The following is a 22,855-nucleotide window of genomic DNA, read 5'->3' on the forward strand; positions in this document are numbered from 1 at the left end:
GCCCTCTCAGCTCCGCGGATCCGGCAACCGCCGCGCCACCGTGATCACGCCGACCGTCAGCACCGCCTGGATCCCGATGACCAGCACGAACGCGCCTTTCATCCCGAGTGGTCCCGCCCCGGTGGTGGCGAACAACGTCCCCAGCGTCGCCACTCCCAGTGCCATCGCGGCCTGCTGCGAGGTCGTCAGCATCCCGCTGCCGACCCCGGCGATCTCCGGCGGCACCTTCGACAACACGATCCGGAACACCGTCGTCATCGCCAGCCCCTGACCGAGACCGCACAGCAGCATCCCCGGGACGAAATCGAGCACCCCCAGCTCCGGCCACCCCAGCAGCACGGTGCCGATCAGCACCAGCAGACCGAGCAACTGCACCGACAGCCCGACGGTCACCACTCGCTGCCCGAACCGCGTCACCAGGCGGCTGCTGACCAGGCACATCGCGAAGAACGCGAGGGAAAGCGGCGCCGTCACCAGGCCGGAACTCAGCGGACCGAGGTGCAGGCCGTCCTGCAGCGTCACCGCGAACACGAACATGAACGCGCTGAACCCGACGAAGAACGGCACCCCGACCAGCAACCCTTGGCGCACACTCGGCATCCGTATCACCGACGGCGGCAGCAGCGGAACACCCCCTGCCCGTTCCATCCGCCGTTCGACGTGGACGAACGCGGCCGCCGCGAACGGGAACACCACGAGCAGCGCGACCGTCCACAGTGGCCAGCCCAGCACGGGCCCTTCCGCCAGTGGGAGCAGCAAGGACACCAGCGCGATCGCCAGGAAGACCGTGCCGGGACGGTCGACGCCGAGCGGATTCCGCGAGCGGCTCTCCGGGACCAGCCGCCGGGCGAGCACCAGGCCGGCGATCCCGACGGGCACGTTGACCAGGAAGATCGGCCGCCAGCCCGTGCCCCACAGATCGGCGGCCACCAGCACCCCGCCGAGGAACTGGCCGAGCACCATCGAAAGCCCCGCCGTCGCGCCGTAGAGACCGAGCGCCTTGGACCGGCGCTCGCCGGTCGTCGTCGCCTGGATGATCGACAGCACCTGTGGCAGCATCAGCGCGGCCGCCGCCCCCTGCGTGGCCCGCGCCAGCACGAGCGTCAAGGCCGTCGGCGCGATCCCGCAGAGCAGAGAGGTGACGGTGAACGCGGCCAGCCCGAGCAGGAACAGCTTGCGGCGGCCGAAGGCGTCACCGAGCCTGCCGCCGACGACGAGCAAGACCGCGTAGGCGATCCCGTAGGCCGCGACCACCAGCTCCAGGGTGGCCGACGAGGTGCGGAGATCCGACCCGATCGCGGGCAAGGCGATGTTGACGATGAAGAAGTCGACGAGGGGAAGTGCCGCCCCCAGCAGCACGGTGACCAGGCCCGCCGAAGTCAGGGCCGGTCCGGCGGCGACGCGGGCAGGCGGCACCGGAACTCGCGTGGAAGTCATGAGGACCACGATCAGCCGATCACGAACCTGGTACCAGGAGTGTGGTTATCCTGGTACCACTACTACCTGGTAACCGGCTCCGAGCTTTGCGAACCTGATGAGGTGACCATGACCGTCGATTCGCGCGTGGCCGAGGTGCGGCGGCACGAACTGGCCGCCTTCCTGCGCAGCCGCCGCGAGCGCATCACCCCGGACCAGGTCGGCCTGCCGATCGGCGGCAGGCGCCGCACCCCTGGACTGCGCCGCGAGGAGGTCGCGCAGCTGGCCGGGGTCGGCGTCACCTGGTACACGTGGCTCGAACAAGGACGCGACATCAACGCCTCCGACCAGGTGCTGGACGCGATCTCCCGCACGCTGCGGCTCGACCCGTACGAGCACAAGCACCTGTTCACCCTCGCCGGCGCGCCCGAGCCGCCGCTGGAAAAGGACTGCAAGCTGCTCAGCCAGAACATCCACCGGATGATGGGCAAACTGGAGCCGTTCCCGGTCTGCGTGCGCAACGCGCGGTGCGACATCCTCGCCTACAACCGGGCCTACGACTGGCTGATGGGCGGCATCGACGCGATCCCGTTCGAGGACCGCAACACCCTCGTCCAATGCCTGACCAACCCCGACTGGCGCCGCAGGCTCCCGGATTGGGAGCTCAACCTGCCCCGCGTGGTCGCCGGGTTCCGCGCGGCGATGGCCGGACACCTCGCCGAACCGGCATGGAAGAACCTGGTCAAGCGGCTGCGACAGGAATCGGAGGTGTTCGAGCGGATGTGGAAGGAGCACGACGTCTCCACCGAGCGGATCGTCCTCAAGCGGTACCTGCATCCGGACGTCGGCCTGCTGCGGTTCGAGTTCTCGTATCTGTACCTCGGTCGGCGTTCCGAGATCTCGCTGGCGACGCTCACCCCGGCCGACGAGGAAACCGCGGCGAAACTGCCCAGCTCCTTCTGAAGAGGGAGGCGGACCAGGCTCGCGAGGGAGTCTTTCCGCGGCGGGAACGCCGACGCTGAGAGCATGACCGCAGCCGTCTCCGCCGCCAAGATCTCCAGTTCTCGCTTGATCGTCTGTTACGCCGCGATCCTCGGCACCCTGCCGTACTTGACGCTCAAGGCGTCCTGGGTCACCGGCGGCAGCCTCGGCCTGCGCGACCCGTCCTTTGCGGACTCCGAGCTGATGCTCTTCGCGAACCTGCTCACCGCCGGAATGGACGTCGTCGCGGTGCTCCTCGCGCTGGCGTTCACCTACTCCTGGGGGCGCCGGATCCCCGCGCCGCTCGTGCTCTTCCCGATCTGGATCGGCACCGGGCTGCTCGCCCCGATCGTGCTGAACCTCCCGGTGATCGTCGCCGACCTGACGAAACCGCAACCGGCCGACCTGCCATTGGAGAACTGGGTCTGGGCCGTGGTCTACGGCGGGTTCGCCTGGCAGGGCATCCTGCTGCTGACCGCGTTCGTGCTCTACGCGCGTGACCGCTGGTGGTTCGTCGTCACCGGCACCGCGCGGCCGGGCACGATCGGCGTGGCGGGCACGCTCGGCGGCACCGCCGCACTCGTTTCCGCGATCGGCCACTCGATCTGGGCGTTCGGCTCCGGTGGCATGTCGGCTCGTGGCCAGGACGTGGTGATCGCGGTGCTCGGCGTCCTCGCCGTGATCGCGCTGGCGACCGTGACACGAGGACGGTTCTGGCCGCGGCTGGTGCTGGTGTGGACCGGCGCCGGGGCGATGGCGGGCTCGGGAGCGTGGGGGCTGTTCAGCGCGTTCACCATGGGGTCCGCCGATCGCGTGCCGGTGCTGGCCGTGCAGGTGCTCGGCGGGGTGCTGCTGATGACGTCGGTCCTGCGGCGGCTACCGCACCCGGCGTAGCCGGGAAGCCGCTTTCCGACGGACGCGATCCGATCCCACCACGGGTAGCTTGCGTCCTGTGCTGCTGAAAGACCGGTATCCGTGGAGCCTCTGGGCGGGCCGCGTGCTGCGTATGGTGCTGCCGCTGGGCTTCGTCCTCGGTGCCACGAGCGGTGCTTCGCGCTGGCAACCGGACCTGCCGCCGCTGACCACGTCCGGTGTGCTGTGGCTGGTCGCCACCGCGGTGCCGCTGCTGATCGTGCACCGCTTCCCGATGGCGGTCTTCCTGCTCACCTCCGCCCTGACGCTCGGCTACTACGCGTCGGACGATCCCGGCGGGCCGGTGATCGTGCTGCCGACGATCGCGTTGTTCGTGCTCACGAAGATCCGCGGGCCGATCGTCGCCGGGAGCACCGGCGGGTCGCTGCTCCTGGCCGCCGGGGTCGTGTTGTTCGTCCGGCACGGGTTCGACGGCTTCGATCTGCGAACCGGGCTGGGCCTGGTCTGGGTGATCGCGGTCGTCGGCATCGGGGCGGCGGTGCGCAACGGGGTGGCCGCCGCGCGGGCCCGCCGCGAGCAGGCCGACGAGCACCGGCACCGGATGGTCGAACAGGAGCGGCTCACCATCGCCCGCGAGGTGCACGACGTCGTCGCCCACAGCCTCGCGATGATCAACGTCCAGGCAGGGGTCGCCGCGCACGTCGCCGACAGGCGCCCTGAGCAGGCGAAAGAGGCATTGCTGAACATCAAGGAAGCGAGCGCTTCGGCGCTGAAGGACCTTCGGGCGACACTGGCCGTGCTGCGGTCGGGCGAGGACAAGGCCCCCGCGCCGAGTCTTTCCCAGGCCGAAGAGCTTTTCGAGCACGCGCGGGCCGCCGGGCTCGAGGTCCGTGTCGACGGCGAACCGGGTGAGCTGCCCGCACCCGTCGACGGCGCCGCGTACCGGATCCTCCAGGAATCGCTGACCAACGTGGTCCGCCACGCGAACCAGGCCCGCGGTGTCGACGTCGGATTCGAGCGGCGAAGCGGTGCGCTGACGTTGCTCGTCCGCGACGATGGCCGTGGCGCCGTCGAACCCGCACCCGGCCACGGGCTGCGTGGGATGTCCGAACGGGCGGCCGCGCTGGGCGGCGCGCTCACGACGTCCGTGGTGGACGGCGGGTTCCAAGTGCGCGTGGACTTACCCATACCAGGAGAGAATCGCGGCATCCAGGAAGACTGATGAGAACAGTGGGGCAACGATGACGATCCGGGTGGTCCTGGCCGACGACCAGGTGCTGGTGCGCGCCGGTTTCCGGGTGTTGCTGGAGACCGAAGACGGATTCGAGGTCTGTGCCGAGGCGGGCGACGGTGAGCAGGCCGTCGCGGCCGCCGTCGAGCACCGGCCGGACATCGTCGTGATGGACGTCCGGATGCCCGGCGTCGACGGCCTCGAAGCGACGCGGCGGATCACCGCGAATCCGGAGCTGGCCGGGGTGAAGGTCCTGGTCCTCACCACTTTCGACGTCGACGAATACGTCTACGAGGCGTTGCGCGCCGGCGCGAGCGGGTTCCTGCTGAAGGACACCGATCCGGTGGAGCTGCTGCGGGCGCTGAAGGTGGTCGCCGCGGGTGAGGCGCTGCTCGCGCCGACCGTGACCCGGCGGCTGATCGCGGAGTTCGTCGACCGGCCGGAGAATCGCCGCATCGACGTGAGCGCCGTCCGCGAGATCACCGACCGCGAACGTGAGGTGCTCGGCCTGGTCGCCGGCGGCCTGTCGAACGACGAGATCGCCGCGCAGCTGGTGATTTCGACGGCCACCGCGCGGACGCACGTCAGCCGCATCATGACCAAGATCGGCGCCCGCGACCGGGCGCAGCTGGTGGTGCTGGCCTATGAATCCGGCCTGGTCAGCCCCCGCCGAGGGTAGGAGATTCCCCCAAAAAGCTGAGATTGCCGAAACTCGTCCCAGATCACGGGTCGTGATCGAGTGACCTGGATCGTTGACCCTCCGTTAAATCACCACTGATTCGATCCCGCGGTAAGCAGAGCTGACCGGGTTGTGCATCTGCACGTGCATCGTCACGTTCGGTGGACCTTCGGCTCGACCAGGGAAAATGTCAGGCTCGTCGAAGAGGTCGCCGATCACCATGCGCGGACTCGCACCGATATGCCCGTACGGCTAATCCGGATTTCCCGGTGTTTTCACCGCTGATTCACGAAAACTGGCGGTGTGTTCGGGCACGGATCGTGACTTTCTTGTTCGGCGAGCGTCGAAACAATTGTCACTTTCCGTCATGAAAAGTCCGCATAGGGACGCCCTGGACGAGTGCCGCGAGCAGCAGGTTGCTTTCTCGCAATGCCGCTGAGCAGTACTCTTCGGAAGAACGGCCGCAGGGCACGTCACCTACAGGACGTGATTCTCACCCGGCCGGGCAGGGGCTTGATCGCTTTCACTTCTCACTGGGAGTCACTATTGACGACAAATACTCCTGATCCCCTTCTGGTGATCACCGCGGGCGTCGTCGTTCTCGCGTATATCGTTTTCGCCGCGATCCTCACCCGGCTCTTGCTCGCCGGAAAGGTCGCTCAGCCGGCGAAAATCATCGGGGCGGTCGCGGCTCTCGTCGCCGGGCTCCCGGCCATCCTGTACGCGTTCGCGGCGGTGATCGGCTGATGGGCGCGGACTTCCTGACGGCGGCCACCGAACGCCAGCGACAGCGGCTGCTCGAACTCGGCAGACACGTGGACCACGGAGCGGGTGCCACCCTGCTCAACCAGGGGGAACCGTCGCCGCCGGTGCTGATTTTGCGCTCCGGTTTCGTGAAAGCGCTGCGTACGGCCCAGGGCGACACGGTGCCGACGATCGTGGACCTGCTCGGCGCTGGTGACGTCCTCGGCGTCGAAGCCTGTTTGGCCGGTCGCTCGAGTCATCTCGCGTTCGTCGCCACGAAGCCGGTTCGCGTGCTGGAGATCCCGCAGGACGCCTTTCACGGCTTTCTCGGCGAGGACAAGCGGGCGATGGCGTGGATCGCCGCCGACTCGGCCCTCCGGCTGCGGCGGCGGGACATCGCGCTGGGTTTCGCGACGGCCAAGGTGCGGAGCAGGCTCACCGCGTTCTTGGCGCGGTTGCAGGCGCTTTACGGAATTCCGCGCGCGGAAGAGGTCGTCATCGACGTGGGGCTGAATCACGCGGACATCGCGTCCGCGATCGGCGCTTCCCCCGCCTCGGTGAACGCCGAAATAACGAAACTGAAGAAGGAGGGCTACCTGACCACGGGATACAAGACGATCCACGTGAAGAAGCGCTTGCGAGAGGACGGCCCGCCGCTTTCCCCGCCGCCCGCCCGGCCGAGGCGAATTCCGCAGATGCGGCTGGGCAGACGGGTGGCGCTGGGATGACCCGACGAGGTCAGCCGCGTTTCAGCTGAAGCGCGAGCCGGATGACGAACCCGACGGCCAGCACGGCGACCAGGGCGATTTCCCAGTCCATGGCGGCTCCTCCTCGTCCGGTGTCCGAGCGCTCCGATGCTCTGCTCTTAAGGCGCATGAGCGGGGGAGGCCGTTCACCGACACGGCCCAACTCACACCTTCGGACTAACGCCCCGCCCTCGCCAGTGCAATGAAAGGTCCTTTCCTTGCAAAATTCGCAAGGAAAGGACCTTTCATTGCACGCGAAGAAGCTACAGAGCGCTGCCGACCGCGGCCCACACCCGATGCGGGTCGAGGTCCATCGGCCGCGAGTCCGGATCCGGCCGCAGCCGCCGCAGCAGCACCTGCTGCACCAGCGTCGTCGGCCGGGCCGCCGCGGCCACCCGCCGCCAGAACAGGTGATCCTCCAGGCCCTCGAACAGCACCTCGGTGTTCCACCCGCCGAATTCGTCGATCAGCGATCGCCGCACCAGGTAGCCGCTGCCCAGATACGGCAGCGTCCGCAGGCGCCGTTCCTCCGGCGGCAGCGCGCCGACCAGGCCGTCGACCGGGTCCGCGACCGGGCAGTGCACGATCTCCGCCCCTTCCGAAGCGGCCAGCAGGCGCTCCAGCAGGAATCCCGAAGCACGCATCCCGCCGTCGAGCACCAGCAGCCACGACGCCGTCGAACGCTCCAGCAGCGAGTTCCGGGTGAGTCCGCGGCCGAGCGGGGTGTCGTGCAGCAGGACGTCGTACGGGCGCGGACGCGGCCACGGGTGCACGCCGTCCTCGCCGACGAGCACCTTCCGCGGCACCACACTGCCGGTGAGCAGGTCGTTCGCGAGTTCGTCCGGGTCGGCTTCACCGGTCCGGCGCACGATCAGCACGTCGACGTCGGCGGTGCCCGCCGGCGAAACCGCCGCGAGCTCCCACCGTCGTGTGGCGACCCGTCGCGCCCCTGCCGCGCGCTGCGCGATCCGCGCCGACAACGCCGTCCCGCGTGCCGAAGCCGGGCCGGCGGCGGACCGGTCGCCCGCGAACCGCGCGTCGAACGACGGGGTGTCGATCGCCAGGGGGTTCTCCGGGTTCCGCAGGCTCGTCGCCAGCGCACGAGCCGGGGCGATGTCCGCGGCCGGCGCCGAACCCAGCGAAGCCGCCAGGTCGATCAGCCGCCGCGCGGACGCCGTCATGTCGAGCGACTTCACGAAACCGTAGGCGGCCGAACGCAGGTGCCGTTCCCGTTCCGGCTCGTCGGCGAGCGCGGCGGCGACCGAGCCCAGCGCCTCCGGCCGCGCGAGGACCAGGTGCTCACCGGGGACCAGCGGTTCGACGTCGACGGAGGTCTCGCTGACCACCACACAGCCGTTGGTCATCGCTTCGAGCGTGCGCACCCATTCCAGGGTCTGCTTCTGCTCGCGATGCAGGTTCAGCAGGAACCGCGACCGTGCGAGGTGCTCGAATTTCGCCTTGCCCGGCAGGAAGTCGACGCGGGCGGCGGTCATCGGCTCGTGCGGCGGGGTCAGCAGCCGCGTCCGCAGCGCGGCGAGGTCCCGCGCGTACGAGCCGAGCAGTACCGAACGCCGCCGCTCGGCCGTGCCGAGGTAGGTGACGTCGAGGTCGCGCGGGCTGTCGAGGTCTCCGCCCCACAGGTCCCACAGCGGGCTGTAGCCGAGCTGGAAATGCTCGACGGCGAGCCCGCGCCGCCGCAGTTCGGCGGTCGAATCGGTGTTGATGTCGACGGCGCCGCCCAGGATCGACAGCAGTTCGGCGTTGCGCTCGAAGGTCGCCGTCCCGGGATGCTCCACGCAGAACCCGATGGTGCGCCGGCACTGCGCGGCGGACGGGAAGTCGGCGTCCGGGACGGTCACGAAGTACTCGTGGGGGACGACGACGTACACCGTGTCGTTCCCGGCCTGGGGATACTTGCCGATCGCGGTCCTCGCCTTGCCGCCCGCGGTGCGCACGGCGTCGGCGACCACCTCCAGCAGTTCCTCCATGAAGGCGGAACCGCCCTCGGCGGAGACGAAGCAGAGTTCGGTCACGGCCGGTCCATCTTCTTCCGCACGACCCGCAGCGGCGCGGTGACCCGCCAGCTGACGGTGCGACGCGTGGCGTCGAGTTCCCTGGCCATCTCGGCGGCGAGGCGTTCGGCGTTGAGCAGACGCTGCCGGTCGGCCGACGGCTCGCCACCGGGCAGGACGTCCGCGTCGACGACGCCCGCCGACACCACGAGTTCGGCGTCGAGCAGGGCGAGCCGCAGCTTGTCCCGCTCCTCGCGGCAGGTCTTCAGCTCCGCGCGCAGCGAGTCACGCTGCTGGCGGGCGAGCAGGACCTCGGCCTCCAGCGCCTGCGACCGCGCCTTCGTGACATCGAGCTCCTGTTGCTGGGTGGCCAGCTTCTGGTTCACCTCGGCGGACTCGCCCTCGTCCGGCGCGGCGGAGGTGGCCGCACGCAGCTCGTGCTCGGTTTCGGCCAGCTTCGCCTTCAGCCGGTCCTGCTCGGCGGTGAAGACCTGCCGCTCGGCCCGGAGCCGGGTCAGCTCGGCCTGGACACGGCCGGGAATGTCGGTGTCAGACATGAACGCCCCCACTCAGTTCGGTCAGGATTTCGGAGTACTCGCGCGCGTAGCCTGCCGGGTCGAGCCACGGCAGCAGCTTCTCGTGCGCGGCCTTCGCCATCTCACGGCGGCGCGTGGCCGAAGTGCCGAGCGCGCGCAGCAGCGCCGCGGTCAGCGCGTCGACGTCGTTGGTCTCGAACAACCAGCCCGTTTCACCGTCGACGATCATTTCCCGCGCGCCGAACACGTCGGTCGCCGCGACCGGGACACCACAGCAGACGGCTTCGAGGATCGACCGCGGCAGGGACTCGATGTCGGAGCTGTTCACGAAGATGTCCGCGGCCTGGAGCCAGCGCAGCGGATCCGGCTGGATCGGCACGAGGCCGACCGACTTCTCCAGTCCGGCGCGCTCGACCGATTCCTCCATCGCCAGTCCGTACGGCGACGGGTGCAGGCCGACGATCGACAGCTTCGCCTCCGGATGGACCCGGTGGATCCGCTCCATCGCCGAGATCAGCGGCGCCTGTCCCTTGCGGGATTCCGCGATACCGATGTTGACCAGCACGATGTCGTCGGGCGTGTAGCCGAGCATGGTGCGCGCTTGACGCCGCGTCTCCGACCGCGTCCGGCCACCGAACTTGTGCATCGGCGTGCCGTAGCGGACCGTCCGGCACCGCTCCGGTTTGCTGTACGGAAGGAACATCTCACGCGTCGCGTCCGCGACGAACAGCAGCCTGTCGACCTCGGCGAGGGTGCTTTCCCAGCGCCGCCACACCGCGGCGGGCGGCTTCACCGGGCCCCAGTTCTGGTAGGCGAACGCGGGCAGCGAGAAGCTCTCGTGGATGACCCACGCCGTCGGCATCCCGGCGCGTTTCGCCGCGTCCGCGCCGACGAAACCGCCGAGAGTGTTGACGAGCGCGACGCCCGCTCCGGAGCACTTCGCGAAGCGCGCCAGCTCGGCGACGTGACCTTCGTAGGCGGGCACCGTCTGGTTCCGGTAGTGCGTCGTGACGTGCACGGGGATGCCGAGTTCGTGGCAGTCCGCACGCAGCGGGCCGTCGGTTTCACTGACCAGGCTGACCTGCCAGCCGTGATCGGTCACCATCCGGCTCAGCAGTTCCTGCAGCCACAACTGCCCGCCGCCGACGCCGAGGCTGTGGGTGAACACCAGCACGTGCTTCGGGTCGGTCGGGATGTTCACCCGCGCCATCGCGCGGGCGGTGTCCCCGGCCAGCTCGTCGGCGAGTTCGGCGTCGTCCACGTCCGCGACGGGATTGCGAAGCGTGAAAGTGCGCTTCGCCGACACGACCTCGCCGACGCCTTCGGTGCGGTACCGGACGCGAAGCGACAGCGTCCGCTCTTCGCCGTACGGGAGATCGACAGGCACCCAGGCCTCGAAGCCGCTCACCGCGGCGTCGTCGAAGCCGGGGAATTCCTTCGGAACGTCCTTGCGCGGCAGGCGGGTGCGCGCGCTGACCGTGCCGCCGCCCTCGACCATGACCTCGATCAGGCTCGGCGCGCGGCCTTGCAGCAACGCCCAACCCGTCACGTAGACGACGTGCCCTTCGGTGACCTTGCCCTGCTTCGGTGCTTCGAGTTCGCCCAGCCACAACGGTTCTTCACCCGGCAGCGTTCCGACGTGGACGGTCGCCTGGTTCAGCACGCGCTCGTCCGGGCCGGTGACGACGATGTCCTGGGTGCCCGCGGGAACCCAGGACCCCGGGACCGCGCGCCAGCCGAAGGTGCCTTCGGGTGCGCCCGGGCACGGCTCGGGGAACAGATTCGCCTCGACGTCCGCGATGGTCACGGACATCTCACCGATCCGGCTGATCCCGGTCGTCCAGCCCCGGAGCTCGAACAGGTGCCCGACCGGCCGGTCCGGGGTCAGGACGCCGGCGGTGTGCAGGCTCGTCATCGCTTCGCTACCTCGTCTTCGTTCGCCGCCACACCGGCGCCGACCTTCGGTGAACGGTACTCGTGGACGGTTCTCGCCAGGCGCGATCGCCAGATTTCGGCGATCGCCACCCGCACCTCGTCCGTGCCGTGCACGGTGCCGCACGAGCCGGTCGTCGAAAAGGCGACCTCACGCGCCATCGCACTGTCCACAAAGGAGGGATGGAGTCCGATCAGCACGCCGAGCCAGCCCGCCAGGTCTCGCGTCGACCCGCCCTCCGCCGCCCCGGACCAGCCCGCGCCGGCGAGTTCGTCGGCCAGCACGAGCACCCCGCGTTCGATCACCTCGGACACGCCGGCGTCCTCGTTCCGCCACTCGAGATCGATCGGCCGCAGCGTCTCGCCGTCGACAAGCACGTTGCGCGGCACCAGATCCCACAGTGCCTCGACCCCGCGCGCGGCCTCCGCGCGGACGAGATCCCGCCATCCGGCGAGCAGCTCCGCGACCCGTTCCGGCTCGTCGAGCAGGACTTCGACCATCGTCGGGGCGTCGTACACCTGGTCCGCGCACGGTCCGACCGAGATCCCGGCCACCGGCGGCGACGGGACCAGCGGTGTGCGGCGGACCTCGGCGCCCTCCCCGGAGCGCACGACGTCGGCGCGCGTGCAGGCGAACGCGGCGCGTTCGGCGGTGTTGAAGTAGGTCGCGAGCCGATACGGGGGCCAGAGCGCGGCGGCACCGGGACCGCAGAGCAGGGCGAGTCCGTGGGCGGGACCACCGGCGATCGCCGCCGCCAGCCGGGGCAGCTCGGTGTCGATCTGCGTGCCGCGCACCGCGCGGGCGACTTCGTGACCGGGGGAACAGAGCAGCTCACGCTGGACTTCGAGGCCCGCCGCCGCCAGCGTCTTGACGACACCGCGCGAAGCCGTGAGCACCACGACGGCGCCCGTCGGCGACAGCCGTTCGCGAACCGAGTCCAGCAGGCTTCGCGTGGCATACGGCTGCTGGACGACGACGAGGTCGTAGCCGTCCGCGGGCGGCCGGTCGTGCACCGTCACGGTGCCGAGGTCACGGGTGCGGAACCGCACCGCGGCGGCGCGGACCGGGTCGGCCTCGACGGCGTGCACCGTCTGCGAGACCTCGCCCAGATAGCGTGTCAGCCCACCGAAACCGGCGCCGACCTCCAGCACCCGCGCCGCCTTCGGCACCACGAGCGCCCGGAGGACGTTCGCGGCGCCGTGGTCGAGCGGAACACGCTCGGCGGCGTCCCGGCCGGCGAAGTGCAGCTCGTCGGAGAGCGAACCGGTGTCCTCGGCCAGGGAAAGCAGGGTCGTGAGCAGCCGTGCCGTCTCGGCGGTCATGCTCAGCTGGTGACGGCGTAGTTTTCCAGCGTCTTCTTCACCGCACGCTGGTACGTGCCGCTCAACGCCTTCTCGCCCTCTTCCCCGCCGAGCGGGTTCTGCAGGATGTCGACGCGGACGATGTTGTTGCCGCTGATCCAGGTGCCGCGGTAGGTGCCCTTGTCGCCGTCGATCTTCTTCTGGAAGTTCAGCTTCGGTGGCATCCCTGGCAGCGGCTCGGTGATCTGCACGAACCCGTTGGTCGTCTGGTACTGGCGCAGCTGCTTGACCAGGTCACCGGCGGCACCGGGGCTGGTCAGCGGAATGACCGTGATCGAGATCTTCGCCGGCTGCGGCCCGGTCTCGTCCGGCTGCTTCTGCGAGCCCCGGTACGCGACCTGCTTGACCCCGGCGGCGATCACCAGATCCGCTTCGCCCTTCTCCAAGCCGGTGATCTCGGCGAGCTGGGCCACGGGGACGGCGCCGCTCTTCGAGTCCTCTTCGCCGGACTGCTCCGGGATCTTCTCGAACAGCAGCTCTTCGGGTGTCTTCGGCTTGGACGAAGACGGCGGGGCGGGCTGCGGCTGGGACGACTGCGGCGCGGCCGTCGGATCCGGCGGGGTGTCACCGCCACCGGAAAAGGCGAAGTAGCCGCCGACACTCAGACCGGCGAGCACCAGGACGGCCACGATCGCGATGATGGCGATCTTGCCGCCTTTGCCCTTGGGCTTGTCTTCGAACAGCTCCGGGCCCTGCTTGACCCACTCCGTGCTGCCGACCGGCGAGATCGGCGGGAAGTCCGAGCCACCCCACGGCGGGCTGGCGTCGCTGTCGGTCCAGCCCTGCTGCTGCGGCTGTTGCTGCTGGTAACCGTGTTGCTGTTGCTGCTGCGGGAAACCGCCCGCGGGAGACGCATGACCCTGCTGGGGGAAACCACCGGCCGGGGACGCATGACCCTGCTGCGGGAAACCGCCCGGCGGCGACGCCACCGGCGGCACGACCTGGGTGCGGTTCGGATCGGCCTGCTGTTGCTGCTGCCAGTTCGGGACGACCTGGGTGCGTTCGCCCTCGCCGCCGTTCTGCTGCGGCGGCTGCTGCACCGGCGCGATGATCTGCGTCGAGTCGGCGCTGGACTGGCCGGTCGGCTGCGGCACCTGCTGCTGGGGCGGAGCGGGCGGCTGCTGCTGGAACGGCTGCTGCGGCTGCTGGCCGGGCTGCTGGACCTGCTGCTGCGCGGGGTCGCCGTACGCGACCGCCGAGGACAGCACCTGGTCACGGCGGAGCCGGTAATCGTCGGCGGAGAGCCGTCCAGATGCGAGTTCTTCGTCCAGATTGCGCAGCTCTTCCTGCCAGGACACCACCGGCCCCCTTATCCGATTCCGCCGGGAGGAACGCTCCCGGCCGTCGCGATACCACCACTGCGGTGACCTCGCACATTCTGCACTGCCCGGACTGGCCGCGCCCCCGCGGGTCGAATCGTGATCTCCCCGCGACCCGTGCTTCTCAGCCCGCCGGGAGAACGGTGTCCAACGAGGTCAGCGTCTGCTCCAGCCGGGTGTCGAGCGCCTGCGGGTCGCCACCGAGCGGCTGCGAGACCCACGCCGTCACGGCCATCGTGCCGGAGACGTAACCGGTGCCGCTGAGCTGACCGTTCTGGTTCGCGCCGACGAGGGCGAGACGATCGCCGACGCGCTGCTCGCGCAGGCCCGCGTCGATCGAGTTCTCCCGGAAGTACTTCACGATCGCGGCCGCGTCCTTCGCGTCGTTCGCCGGGATCACCAGGACGAGGTAACTGTTCGTCCCCTCGTTCGAACCCTTGTACGTGACGGAAGCGACGTCCTTCGAAGCGAGGTAGTCGCCCGCGGCCTTCGAGTAGAGGCTGAGCTCGACACCCTTCGCGACCGACATCGTCGAGTTGTCCTTCGACGGTGTCCCCGGCAGCGCGGGAAGCTGGTCCTCCAACGGTGTCTGGGCACTGTCGGGCCTGCCCGACGGCGTGAGGCCGGTCGGCGGCTGGGCGACGCTCGGCTGTTCGGCGACGTTCGAGGGCGGCGACGAGCCCAGCCACAGCGTGCCGCCGATGATCAGCGCCAGCACCACCAGCACACCGGCACCGATGAACAGCCAGGTCGGCTTGCGTGCACCGACCACCGCGTAGTCCTCGGCCGGCGCTCGACGCGACGGACCGGCTTCGGGCGCCAGCGGCGGAAGCGGCCGGTTCAGCTCGCGGGTCGACGGCGGGTTCCCGGCGGGCGGCGGGCTGGCTCGCAGGTAGACCGTCGGATTGATGTCGGCGGGCGAGGGGGCGGTGGTCTTGTGGTCCGCGATCCGCGGAATGGCCGCCTTCTTCTCCGGCTGCTCGACGGGCGTGTGCACCGGCTGGGTCTGCCGATAGGGCTGGTGTTGCTGATCCGGCTGGCGCTGCTGGACGGCGACGGCGGGCGACTCGACCGGCCGCGCGGCGGGATTGGTGCTGTGCCACGTCCCGCCCGGCCGCCGCAGCGGCGAGGGGACCGGGGACGGCATCGTCCCGCCGGAGGCCTCCGCCAGGAGTTCGTCCCGCTTACGGCGGTGTTCGGCGTGCCCGATACGACCCGCGGCCAGCTCGACGTCCAGCTGTCGAAGCTCGTCTTGCCAGCTCATTTAGCCCCCTGCCGCCGGGTGTGGGCAGCCAGTGTTGCATGCACCCTTATGGGTGGTTGATGTGGTCTTTCCTCATTCTTACGTCCCCGCACGACCTGGTCCAGCACCGATCTTGCCGCTTCGGACGGCGGGTTGCTCGAATGTGGCGGCGCACTTCGCGACAGTGGCCTTCTACGTGGATCTGCTCGCGGAGCAAGGCCCGCTGTCGGGTGAGCCGTACACGCGACAGCTCGACGGCAAGCTGCGGGAGCTGCGGTTCCAACCGGACGGGGACGCCGTGCGGATCACCTAGTGGATCGCGTCCGGCAAGCGTCCGCAAAGCTGGCTTACGACCTGGGCAGGACCGTGCGTGAAATGCCCGAAGCACGTGGCTGGTCCCCAACGAGGCTCGCCGCCGAGGCAGGTATGACGCAGTCCGCCGTCGCGCGGTTCGAGGCAGGAGGAACGGTTCCGACCATTCCGGTATCGGAACGGCTGGCGCATGTTCTCGAAGCCGATCCAGACGTTCGCATCACTGCGCGTCTTTCCACGGTGTGATGCTCTTTCGGCTGCTCAGGCGCGGACGGCCGGTTCCGCCGGTACGGTGGCCGACGTGGGATGTGCCGGGTGACGGAAATCGACGCGTGTCGCGGCGCGCTGCGCGAGCTGGCCATCGGCAGGCTCGCCGGACGTGACGTCCGCACGTCCCACCTGGTCGAGGCGGGGCTGGACGCGATCGTCGCCGGACTCGACACCCCGTCCCTCGCCTTGCTCGCCGGGCTGGAGTCCTCCACCGAAGCCGCCGTCGACAAGGTGTTCGGCCAGGTCGTCGACGAACTGGGCCTCGAACTGCCCGCCGATCCGACGGCCGCCCGCTGGTCGTTGATCCACGGCTGGCTCACCGCGATGGTCGACGGCCGCCTCTCGCCCGCGGCCGGCGGCGCGCTGGTCAGCGAGGTCGGCGAGTTGCTCGGATCGCCGCCGTCGCTGCGCGGGATCACCCGCTGGTCGGCGATGCTCGACAACTGGATTCCCACCGATCTCACCCCGAGGGACGTCTGCGAAGTGCCGATCCTCGAGGAATCGGCCGAGCTGCTCGAAGGTCCTTGGCCGCCTTCCCCGCGTCACCCGTAAAGCCCCGGTTTCTGTCGTACATGTGTTCTAAAATGGGCTTTGTACAGCAGGAACAGCGGCGAAAGGCAGACACGGATGGCCTACATCACCCTGCCCACGTTCGTGGGGTACAGCACGAGCTCGGGTCCTTCGCGTTCCTCGTTCGTCCGGCGTTGGCGTCGTCAATACGAGGACCCGGCTCGGGGCGGGTTCAACTTCTACCTCCGCGCCGCGAACGCGATCCGTGCCGGGCGGATCTCCGGGCGGGATCGCGAGGTACTGCGGGCGCTGGTCGAGAACGCGGACGAGCGCACGCGGCCGCACTACACCGAGATCGCCAACGGCTGGCTGCGTTACCTCGGGCGGCGTGACCTGCGGCCTGCCGAGGTCGGCCGGTCACGATGGCGGCTCGGGTCGCTCGAAGTGGGGATCAATCCGCATCTCGGCCTGCGCAAGGGCGACGGCCCCGTCCACGTGACCTGGCTCTACTTCAAGGAGGAGCCGTTGAGCCGGGACGCGGCGCAGATGGTGCTGTGGCTGCTCGAGCAGACCATGGACGAGCTGCGCCCCGGCGGGCGGCCGCTCGTGGTCGACGTCCGGCGTTCGAAGGAGTTCGCGTTGTCGCCGCGTGATCGCGACAAGGTGCGGCCGTGGGTACGGAGTGAGGCGTCGGCCTTCATGAGCCTTTGGGAGGCGGCCGCGTGAACGAACGACGGCGGGCCTGCCTTCCGTGGGGCCCGCCGTTCACGCGCTGTCATTCTCATGGTTCCGGCGGCGGCGCAAGGCATCTGATCAGGTGACAGATCCGCGGAGTCTGCCTACGGACTGGACAACTTGAGCCCTGAACACGAAGCTTTCCCAGTCTTAATCGGCCGAACCACCGAGGGCGCTCGTGAACAACGCTTGGGAAGCCATCTCCAGGGTCGCGGATGAGCCCGCTTGGTACTGGGTCTACGACAAGCTCGCGTTCTGGCCGAGCACCTACGCGCACGCCTGGCCCGGTTTCCGTGAACCCGCCCCGTCCGTCGCGTGGGACCTCGCGCCCAGGGGGCTCGACCGCTCGTCACCCGAGTTCCGGCTGGGCCCGTACGCCGTCGAGCAGAACGACGTCGCCCGTGTCGCCCTCTCGGCGCTGAAGGAATGCGTCGCCGAGGACGAATGGGTGTGGGTGCTGCACTGGCAGCACCAGTCGTACCGCTTCTACCCGCATCGGCACGCCGCGCTCGACCCGTGGCCGGTCCCGGTGTTCCCGCGCACCGACTACCACCTCTTCCTGGCGAACGACTTCCGCTTCGGCACGCTCGGGCACCCGTGGGAGCGGACGCTGTGCGTCTACGGCGAGAACCTCGTGCCCGCCTTCGAAAAGCACGGCGAACGCGTCTTCGGCACCGTGCTCCGGCGCGACGGGGCACCGGCCGCGATGGCGGGCTGACCACCGTCCGACGGGCGGACCTGCCTAAACTCAGGCAGGTGTTCGAATACCACGGGTGGGTGACCATCCAAGCGAGCCCTTCCGGTGATGACGACGCGGCGCTGCTCGAGCGCATCGTCGAGCGGGTGCACCGCGCCGTCCGCGACTTCGGCGACGCCGATCTGCTCGACCTGCGCTGGGCAGCCGGGGTGCCGGTGCTGCATCTGGGCGGGATGGACAAGCACGGCACGGCCATCGCGCCCGAGCTGGTGGACCTGTTCACCCGCGTCGGCGACCTCGCCCCCGGCTCCTACGGCCTCCTGCACGTCTGGGACGACCAGGATCCCGAGCACGACAACGAATTCAGGGTGTACCGGATGGCCCGCGGCCTGGTCACCGAACGCGGCGACGAGCACCTGTCCCCGGTCGCGCCGACCGTGCTGGACGACTACGAGATCTGAGCCGTCCGCCCGCGTTTCGCGGATGATCGAATCCTGTTGTCCGGCTGCTTCTTCGTGGCCCATGACCCCTGACGTAGAACACCCGCCCGGTTCCTCGTGACGGTGGCTGGATCGCCGCTGACCCGCCCCTGAACTCTGGGCCGAACGGCGGGCCGTCTCCGAAGACCGCGAGCGGCCGATGCCGTCGACGGACTGCGAAATTTCGTCGCCGGGAGCCCGACCGCGCCGCCGACGACCTGCCCGTGCCATCCGTGCTGAGGACCCGTGCCCCCTGTGCCGACGTCGACCTGGCATCGCGAACGTTCGAGCGCCCGCGCTCCAGCAGGTCAAGTGGCGCGGCTACATTCTCGACCATGGTCTTGACCAGGGGGATTCGCCGCGTCCGAGTGAACACATGGGTACTGCTCGGCGTGGCGGTCGCTTGGCTGCTCGTCAACTTCCGGTGGATCGTTCTGTATCGCGATGGCCAGGTGTTCGACATCGACGAGGCCGGCTATTTCGGCATGGCGTTGAACAACCACGGCGCGGCACTCCGGGACGGCGTCACCGGCTGGATCGAGGCCGTCGAGTCGCCGGGTATCCAAGCTCCACTGCTGCCCGCGTTGACTTCGTTGCACTTCTTCGCGACCGGGACGGGCACGGTGGCCGCGTTCCTCGTCCCGCTGGTGGCGGGGGTGGCGTTGATCCTGCTCACGCACGCCGTGGCCGACAGGGTGGCAGGCCGCCCGTTCGCCTGGATCGCCACGGTGCTGATCGCCACCGCTCCGGGTGTGCTCTTCGAGGCCCGCGCCTACCATTTCGCGCTGCCCGCGGCGGTCATGACGACGGCGGCCGTCTACTGCCTGATCCGTTCCGAAGGGCTGTCGAAACCGCGGTTCGTCGTGCTCTTCGGGATCTTCGTCGGGCTGATGCCGTTGTCGAGGACGATGGCCATCGCGTTCGTACCCGCGTTGGTGCTGGCCGCGTTGATTCAGGCGGTGGTACCGCATGATCGGAAGAGGCGGCTGAAACATCTCGTCCTCGCGGCGCTCGTGGCCGCCGGCGTCGCGGCGATCTGGCTGGTGCCCAACGGTGCCCGGGTCTTCGGGTACCTGTTCGGTTTCGGCTACGGGAAGCAATCGGTGGAGTTCGGTCAGGAAGCGGGGGTGTTCAACCCCGCGGCCTGGGTCGCGCGGCTCCGGCTGCTGATCTTCGACCACGGGCTGCCGCACACGCTGCTGCTGGGTGCCGGGCTCGTCGCCGCGATCGTCGTGGCCGTCGTCAAGATCCGGACCGGTCCGGCGAAGGACGTCCTCGGCTCGATGGTGGCATCGGCGCTGTTCCCGTCGGCGCTGCTCGTCGCGGAAGGCGGACTGGCGGTGCTGACGTCGAAGAACGCGGGGACCGCCTTCTTCCTCCCGTTGGTCCCGTCCATGGCGATCCTGGCGCTTTGGGGGTGGTATCGGGTGCACCGTTCGCTTCGGCGGGTTCTGCCGTTCGTGGTGGCGGCGGCCGGGCTGCTGGCGCTGGTGCCGATGGTGGATCTGCGGCTGCCCACCGCTCGGCCCTGGGAAGTGGATCTGCCGGTGCTGGGCACGTCCAAGATCACCGACGGGCGCGGTGCTCCGCAGCTCTACGCCGACCCGGACGGCAATGTCGCCGAGCCGGTGAGTGTGGAGACTGTGCGGGAGTGGCGGGCCGCTTCGGAATGGGCCGCCGATCAGGTGAAGCAACACGACGCGGTGGGCGGGGCGACGGCGTTCGGGTTCCGTGACCGGCTCTTCAACACCAACACCGTGCAACTGGAGATGTTGCGGAAGCTCGGCTACGGGGTGGCGTTGCCGCAGGTCAATCCGACGGAGAACGGGAACACCGAACCGGACTACCGCAGCTGGCTGACGTCCTACCAGAACAGCAACGGCGGGGACGCGAGCAAGACGTGCCTGCTGTTCACGGCGACGGGAACGGTCAACGAATTCGAGCCGAAGGTGGATCCGCCGTCCATGGTGTCCGCCGCGGCGGCCTCGGGGTTCACCCCGGTCGCGACCCGGCCCTTACCGAACGGTCGGCTGGTGACCTTGTGGCAACGCCCGCAGCCCACCTGCATGCCCTCTTGAGCAGGAGGGCGCACCGGTTTTCGCCGGTGCGCCCTCGCCCATATATGCACAAACTCGAATTACTACGGTCGTGTGACTCTGCTCACCGAACCTGTAGCACTTAGTAACCGCTGGGCCGACCGGCAAGAAGCGAAGAAACGCCGGATGAGCCAAGCATCAGTGACCCCTTGCGAGGGCGAGAGGTGAGCACCGTGGGGGCTCCGGGGACTCGGCCTCCGGAAAGGATGGCGAACATGTCCTGGTCCAGGCATTTCCTGGACACGCCATGTCCACCTGCGAGCGGATGACGGGATTCGAACCCGCGACCCTCACCTTGGCAAGGTGATGCGCTACCAGCTGCGCTACATCCGCATGTACCTCGCTGCTTCGACACTCGTTTGAAGCAGTGGACCCACCATACACCGACCGTCCGTAGCGGTTTCGACCCACCCCTACAGGTGCTTCGGTGTCACTCCTGACGTACAAGGGGTGACGACGGCTGCATACCTCCGTATGGTGTCCCCATTCGACCGAATGGTGAGTCCTTCGGGGAGGAGGTGCCTGGCCGGATGACCGAGCAGGGCACGGTGCCGCTTCAGGCGGCCTCGGAATCCGACGAGCAGGCATTGCTCCAGCGTCTCCGTAACGGCGAGGACGCCGCCTTCGGGGAGCTGTTCGAACGTCATGCCGCCGCGGTACGGCGGCTGGCCCGCAGTCTGGCCTCCGATCGGTCGGAGGCGGAGGACATCACCGCCGAGACCTTCTTCCGGGTGCTTCAGGCGTTGCGCCGGGGCGCCGGACCGCGGGACTACGTGCGGGCCTACCTGCTGACGGTGGCCCGCCGGGTCTCGTGGGAGTGGCACGGCGCGCGTCGTGACGTGCCGGTGAGCGACGACGAGCTGAGTTTCCGGGCCGGGGCGGGGGCGGACACCAACGCCCGCACGGCCGAACATTCGCTGATCACGACCGCTTTCACGAGTTTGCCCGAGCGGTGGCGTTCGGTGCTGTGGCAGACCGAGGTAGAAGGCGAGCAGCCGGCGATGGTCGCGCCGCATTTCGGGTTGAGCGCGAACGCGACGGCGGCGCTGGCCAGGCGGGCGCGGCAGGGGTTGCGGGCCGCGTACCTGCAGGCGCATCTGTCGGTGAGCCGCGGGCCGGACTCGTGCCGGTCAGTCGTCGAGAAGCTGGGCGGATTCACCGCGGGCAGCGTCACCGGGGCCGAGGCCCGCCGGATCAAGACCCACCTGATCGGATGCCAGTCCTGCCGGGCGACGCACGACGAGCTACGTGACGTCTGTTCGTCGTTGCGGGCGCACGCCGGGGTGGTGGCGCTGCTGGTGCCGGCCACGGCCGGGGCCCACGCGAGCGGGGCGTTGTCCGGGCTCGCCGCGTCGGTCAAGGGGATTCTGCTCGGGTCGAAGGTGAAGGTCGGTCTGGCGGTGGCGTCGACGGCCGCCGCGGGCGCGGTCGGGATCGTGGCCGGGCCGGCGGTGTTCGGCACGGACGTGACGCACACCTTGGGCCTGTCCGGCGGCGGCCTGCCCGAGCTGGCGCTGCTGCCCGCGCAGGTCGCCCCGCCCGTACAGGGTGAGCCGGTGGAAATTCCGCCGCAGCGGATCGCCGAGACCCGGCTGCACGGCAAGGGCGTCCAGCCGGTCAAGGCCGCGTTGGACCCGAACGGCCGGAACGTCGAGCTCGGAGTGGCCGACCTGCCGGGTCTGCCCGGCGTGGGCACGTCGCGGAAGGAGTTCGGCGGCGGTCACGCCGAGATCGTGCGGCCTCCGGCCGAGCAGACTCCGTCGCAGGAGGAGACCGGGCCGCGGAACGAGGTCCCGGAGACCGGTTCGAACCAGACCACTTCGAAGCGGGACGACGTCCCGCCGGGTGAATCGCTCAAACCGCCCGAGGAGTCGCTGAGCCCGACCACGACGACACCGCGGGACTTGACCGAGCCGCCGGACCCGGACGCCCCCGAGCCGAACGCGCCGGCGCCGGACGTGCCCGAGCCGAACGCACCGGAGTCGACCGACCCGGAGGAGTCCTCTTCGCCGACGACCGGCACCCCCGGAAGTGCGGTCGAGACGCCGTCGGAGGACGAGCCGAACCCGGTGAAGCCGACTTCCCAGTATCCGGAACCCGGCGTCGACCACCCGACCTGCCCATAACGCCCGAGCGGGGATATCGCCGTCGAACTCTCGCGGATCCGGCCGCCGTCACGGTACGGTGGAGCTCGCTCACGACGAGCGAGCGGCCGCGCGGGAGGCGACTGAATGAACCGGCTGGTGCACGGCGAGGACGGCCGTGACTGGGTGGTCCGAGCCCAGATGGAATGGCGTGCTCCCGCGACAGCGGACGACTTCGAGCACGATGTGGCCGGCAGCTACGGCCCGGGTATCGCGATGGTCGCCGTGACGGCGCTGCTCGCGATCGTGCTCATCATGTGGACACCCGCCGACGTGCGGATCCCGTCCTGGGTTCCGCTGGCGCTCTTGCTGGTCGCGTTGTTCTTCCCGTTGCGGTGGATCCTGCGCCGCCCGTGGACCGTGGTCGCCGAGACCGAGGGCGATCTGGCGGGTGACCGGCCGTCCGAGCGCTGGGTGGGCACCATCCGCGGCATGTTCACCGTGCGCGGGGAGGTTTCGAAGATCAGCAAGACGATCCAGAAACACTCGCTCCCGGATTTCGACGGCCCGCTGCACCCGGTGGAGTAGTCGCGGCGGC

Annotated in this window: 23 protein-coding genes and 1 tRNA gene; 15 read left to right on the forward strand and 9 right to left on the reverse strand. The window is 69.4% G+C overall.

Translation table 11 applies throughout. From position 1 onward, the window contains the following. Positions 1 to 6: 6 nt before the first annotated feature. Positions 7 to 1,437 (reverse strand): MFS transporter, encoded by a 1,431-nt coding sequence (locus P3102_RS00500; RefSeq protein ID WP_276365613.1) that lies wholly within the window; start codon positions 1,435 to 1,437, stop codon positions 7 to 9. Positions 1,438 to 1,545: 108 nt separating this feature from the next. On the opposite strand from P3102_RS00500, the gene P3102_RS00505 reads away from it, so the two are divergent. From P3102_RS00505 to P3102_RS00530, 6 genes are all read left to right on the forward strand, one after another. Next, positions 1,546 to 2,379, forward strand: coding sequence for a helix-turn-helix transcriptional regulator (locus P3102_RS00505; RefSeq protein WP_276365614.1), 834 nt, complete (start codon positions 1,546 to 1,548; stop codon positions 2,377 to 2,379). A 63-nt stretch (positions 2,380 to 2,442) separates the two neighbouring features. After that, entirely contained in the window at positions 2,443 to 3,291 is an 849-nt protein-coding gene (locus tag P3102_RS00510) for a hypothetical protein (RefSeq protein WP_276365615.1), read from the forward strand. Positions 3,292 to 3,349: 58 nt separating this feature from the next. After that, positions 3,350 to 4,492, forward strand: coding sequence for a sensor histidine kinase (locus P3102_RS00515; protein ID WP_276365617.1), 1,143 nt, complete (start codon positions 3,350 to 3,352; stop codon positions 4,490 to 4,492). A 19-nt stretch (positions 4,493 to 4,511) separates the two neighbouring features. After that, positions 4,512 to 5,180 carry a response regulator transcription factor gene (locus P3102_RS00520; protein WP_276365618.1) on the forward strand — a complete coding sequence of 223 codons (669 nt, stop codon included), beginning with the start codon at positions 4,512 to 4,514 and terminating at the stop codon, positions 5,178 to 5,180. Between the two features lie 576 nt (positions 5,181 to 5,756). Then, a complete protein-coding gene (locus P3102_RS00525; protein ID WP_276365620.1) occupies positions 5,757 to 5,927 on the forward strand; it encodes a hypothetical protein in 171 nt (56 codons plus the stop codon). Beyond that, positions 5,927 to 6,652: a Crp/Fnr family transcriptional regulator gene (locus P3102_RS00530; RefSeq protein WP_276365622.1), complete on the forward strand. Its 726-nt coding sequence runs from the start codon at positions 5,927 to 5,929 to the stop codon at positions 6,650 to 6,652. Before P3102_RS00525 ends, P3102_RS00530 begins: the two co-directional genes overlap by 1 nt. Positions 6,653 to 6,662: 10 nt before the next feature. Here P3102_RS00530 and P3102_RS00535 read toward each other — a convergent pair whose 3' ends face one another. From P3102_RS00535 to P3102_RS00565, 7 genes are all read right to left on the reverse strand, one after another. Then, positions 6,663 to 6,833 carry a hypothetical protein gene (locus P3102_RS00535; RefSeq protein ID WP_276365623.1) on the reverse strand — a complete coding sequence of 57 codons (171 nt, stop codon included), beginning with the start codon at positions 6,831 to 6,833 and terminating at the stop codon, positions 6,663 to 6,665. Between the two features lie 100 nt (positions 6,834 to 6,933). Next, a complete protein-coding gene (locus P3102_RS00540) occupies positions 6,934 to 8,703 on the reverse strand; it encodes a glycosyltransferase (RefSeq protein WP_276365625.1) in 1,770 nt (589 codons plus the stop codon). Continuing rightward, a complete protein-coding gene (locus P3102_RS00545) occupies positions 8,700 to 9,239 on the reverse strand; it encodes a hypothetical protein (protein ID WP_276365626.1) in 540 nt (179 codons plus the stop codon). Before P3102_RS00545 ends, P3102_RS00540 begins: the two co-directional genes overlap by 4 nt. Beyond that, on the reverse strand, positions 9,232 to 11,133 hold the full coding sequence (locus tag P3102_RS00550) for a glycosyltransferase family 4 protein (RefSeq protein WP_276365628.1): 1,902 nt from the start codon (positions 11,131 to 11,133) through the stop codon (positions 9,232 to 9,234). Before P3102_RS00550 ends, P3102_RS00545 begins: the two co-directional genes overlap by 8 nt. After that, positions 11,130 to 12,473 (reverse strand): methyltransferase, encoded by a 1,344-nt coding sequence (locus P3102_RS00555; RefSeq protein WP_276365629.1) that lies wholly within the window; start codon positions 12,471 to 12,473, stop codon positions 11,130 to 11,132. The genes P3102_RS00550 and P3102_RS00555 overlap by 4 nt, the downstream gene beginning before the upstream one ends. A 2-nt stretch (positions 12,474 to 12,475) precedes the next feature. Beyond that, entirely contained in the window at positions 12,476 to 13,813 is a 1,338-nt protein-coding gene (locus P3102_RS00560; RefSeq protein WP_276365631.1) for a flagellar basal body-associated protein FliL, read from the reverse strand. A 142-nt stretch (positions 13,814 to 13,955) separates the two neighbouring features. Beyond that, complete coding sequence (locus P3102_RS00565) at positions 13,956 to 15,095, reverse strand: hypothetical protein (protein ID WP_276365633.1); 1,140 nt, start codon at positions 15,093 to 15,095, stop codon at positions 13,956 to 13,958. Between the two features lie 142 nt (positions 15,096 to 15,237). Between P3102_RS00565 and P3102_RS00570 the strand changes: the two genes are divergently transcribed. From P3102_RS00570 to P3102_RS00600, 7 genes are all read left to right on the forward strand, one after another. Beyond that, positions 15,238 to 15,387: a type II toxin-antitoxin system RelE/ParE family toxin gene (locus tag P3102_RS00570; protein ID WP_276365634.1), complete on the forward strand. Its 150-nt coding sequence runs from the start codon at positions 15,238 to 15,240 to the stop codon at positions 15,385 to 15,387. After that, complete coding sequence (locus tag P3102_RS00575) at positions 15,387 to 15,632, forward strand: helix-turn-helix transcriptional regulator (protein ID WP_276365636.1); 246 nt, start codon at positions 15,387 to 15,389, stop codon at positions 15,630 to 15,632. Before P3102_RS00570 ends, P3102_RS00575 begins: the two co-directional genes overlap by 1 nt. Positions 15,633 to 15,692: 60 nt before the next feature. Continuing rightward, complete coding sequence (locus tag P3102_RS00580; protein WP_276365637.1) at positions 15,693 to 16,208, forward strand: hypothetical protein; 516 nt, start codon at positions 15,693 to 15,695, stop codon at positions 16,206 to 16,208. Between the two features lie 75 nt (positions 16,209 to 16,283). After that, positions 16,284 to 16,892 carry a hypothetical protein gene (locus P3102_RS00585; protein ID WP_276365638.1) on the forward strand — a complete coding sequence of 203 codons (609 nt, stop codon included), beginning with the start codon at positions 16,284 to 16,286 and terminating at the stop codon, positions 16,890 to 16,892. 187 nt (positions 16,893 to 17,079) lie between these two features. Then, a complete protein-coding gene (locus P3102_RS00590; RefSeq protein ID WP_276365640.1) occupies positions 17,080 to 17,619 on the forward strand; it encodes a DUF2716 domain-containing protein in 540 nt (179 codons plus the stop codon). Positions 17,620 to 17,657: 38 nt separating this feature from the next. Continuing rightward, positions 17,658 to 18,059 carry an immunity 7 family protein gene (locus tag P3102_RS00595; RefSeq protein ID WP_276365641.1) on the forward strand — a complete coding sequence of 134 codons (402 nt, stop codon included), beginning with the start codon at positions 17,658 to 17,660 and terminating at the stop codon, positions 18,057 to 18,059. Between the two features lie 386 nt (positions 18,060 to 18,445). After that, positions 18,446 to 20,155: a glycosyltransferase family 39 protein gene (locus P3102_RS00600; protein ID WP_276365643.1), complete on the forward strand. Its 1,710-nt coding sequence runs from the start codon at positions 18,446 to 18,448 to the stop codon at positions 20,153 to 20,155. Between the two features lie 278 nt (positions 20,156 to 20,433). On the opposite strand, the gene P3102_RS00605 is transcribed toward P3102_RS00600, so the two are convergent. Beyond that, positions 20,434 to 20,506: transfer RNA gene (locus tag P3102_RS00605), tRNA-Gly, on the reverse strand. A gap of 197 nt (positions 20,507 to 20,703) precedes the next feature. On the opposite strand from P3102_RS00605, the gene P3102_RS00610 reads away from it, so the two are divergent. Both P3102_RS00610 and P3102_RS00615 read left to right on the forward strand, forming a co-directional pair. Beyond that, on the forward strand, positions 20,704 to 22,299 hold the full coding sequence (locus P3102_RS00610; protein WP_276365644.1) for a sigma-70 family RNA polymerase sigma factor: 1,596 nt from the start codon (positions 20,704 to 20,706) through the stop codon (positions 22,297 to 22,299). Between the two features lie 105 nt (positions 22,300 to 22,404). Beyond that, positions 22,405 to 22,845: a hypothetical protein gene (locus P3102_RS00615; protein WP_034309559.1), complete on the forward strand. Its 441-nt coding sequence runs from the start codon at positions 22,405 to 22,407 to the stop codon at positions 22,843 to 22,845. The last annotated feature ends 10 nt before the right edge of the window (positions 22,846 to 22,855 follow it).

This window comes from Amycolatopsis sp. QT-25 (genome assembly GCF_029369745.1).
Lineage (GTDB): Bacteria > Actinomycetota > Actinomycetes > Mycobacteriales > Pseudonocardiaceae > Amycolatopsis.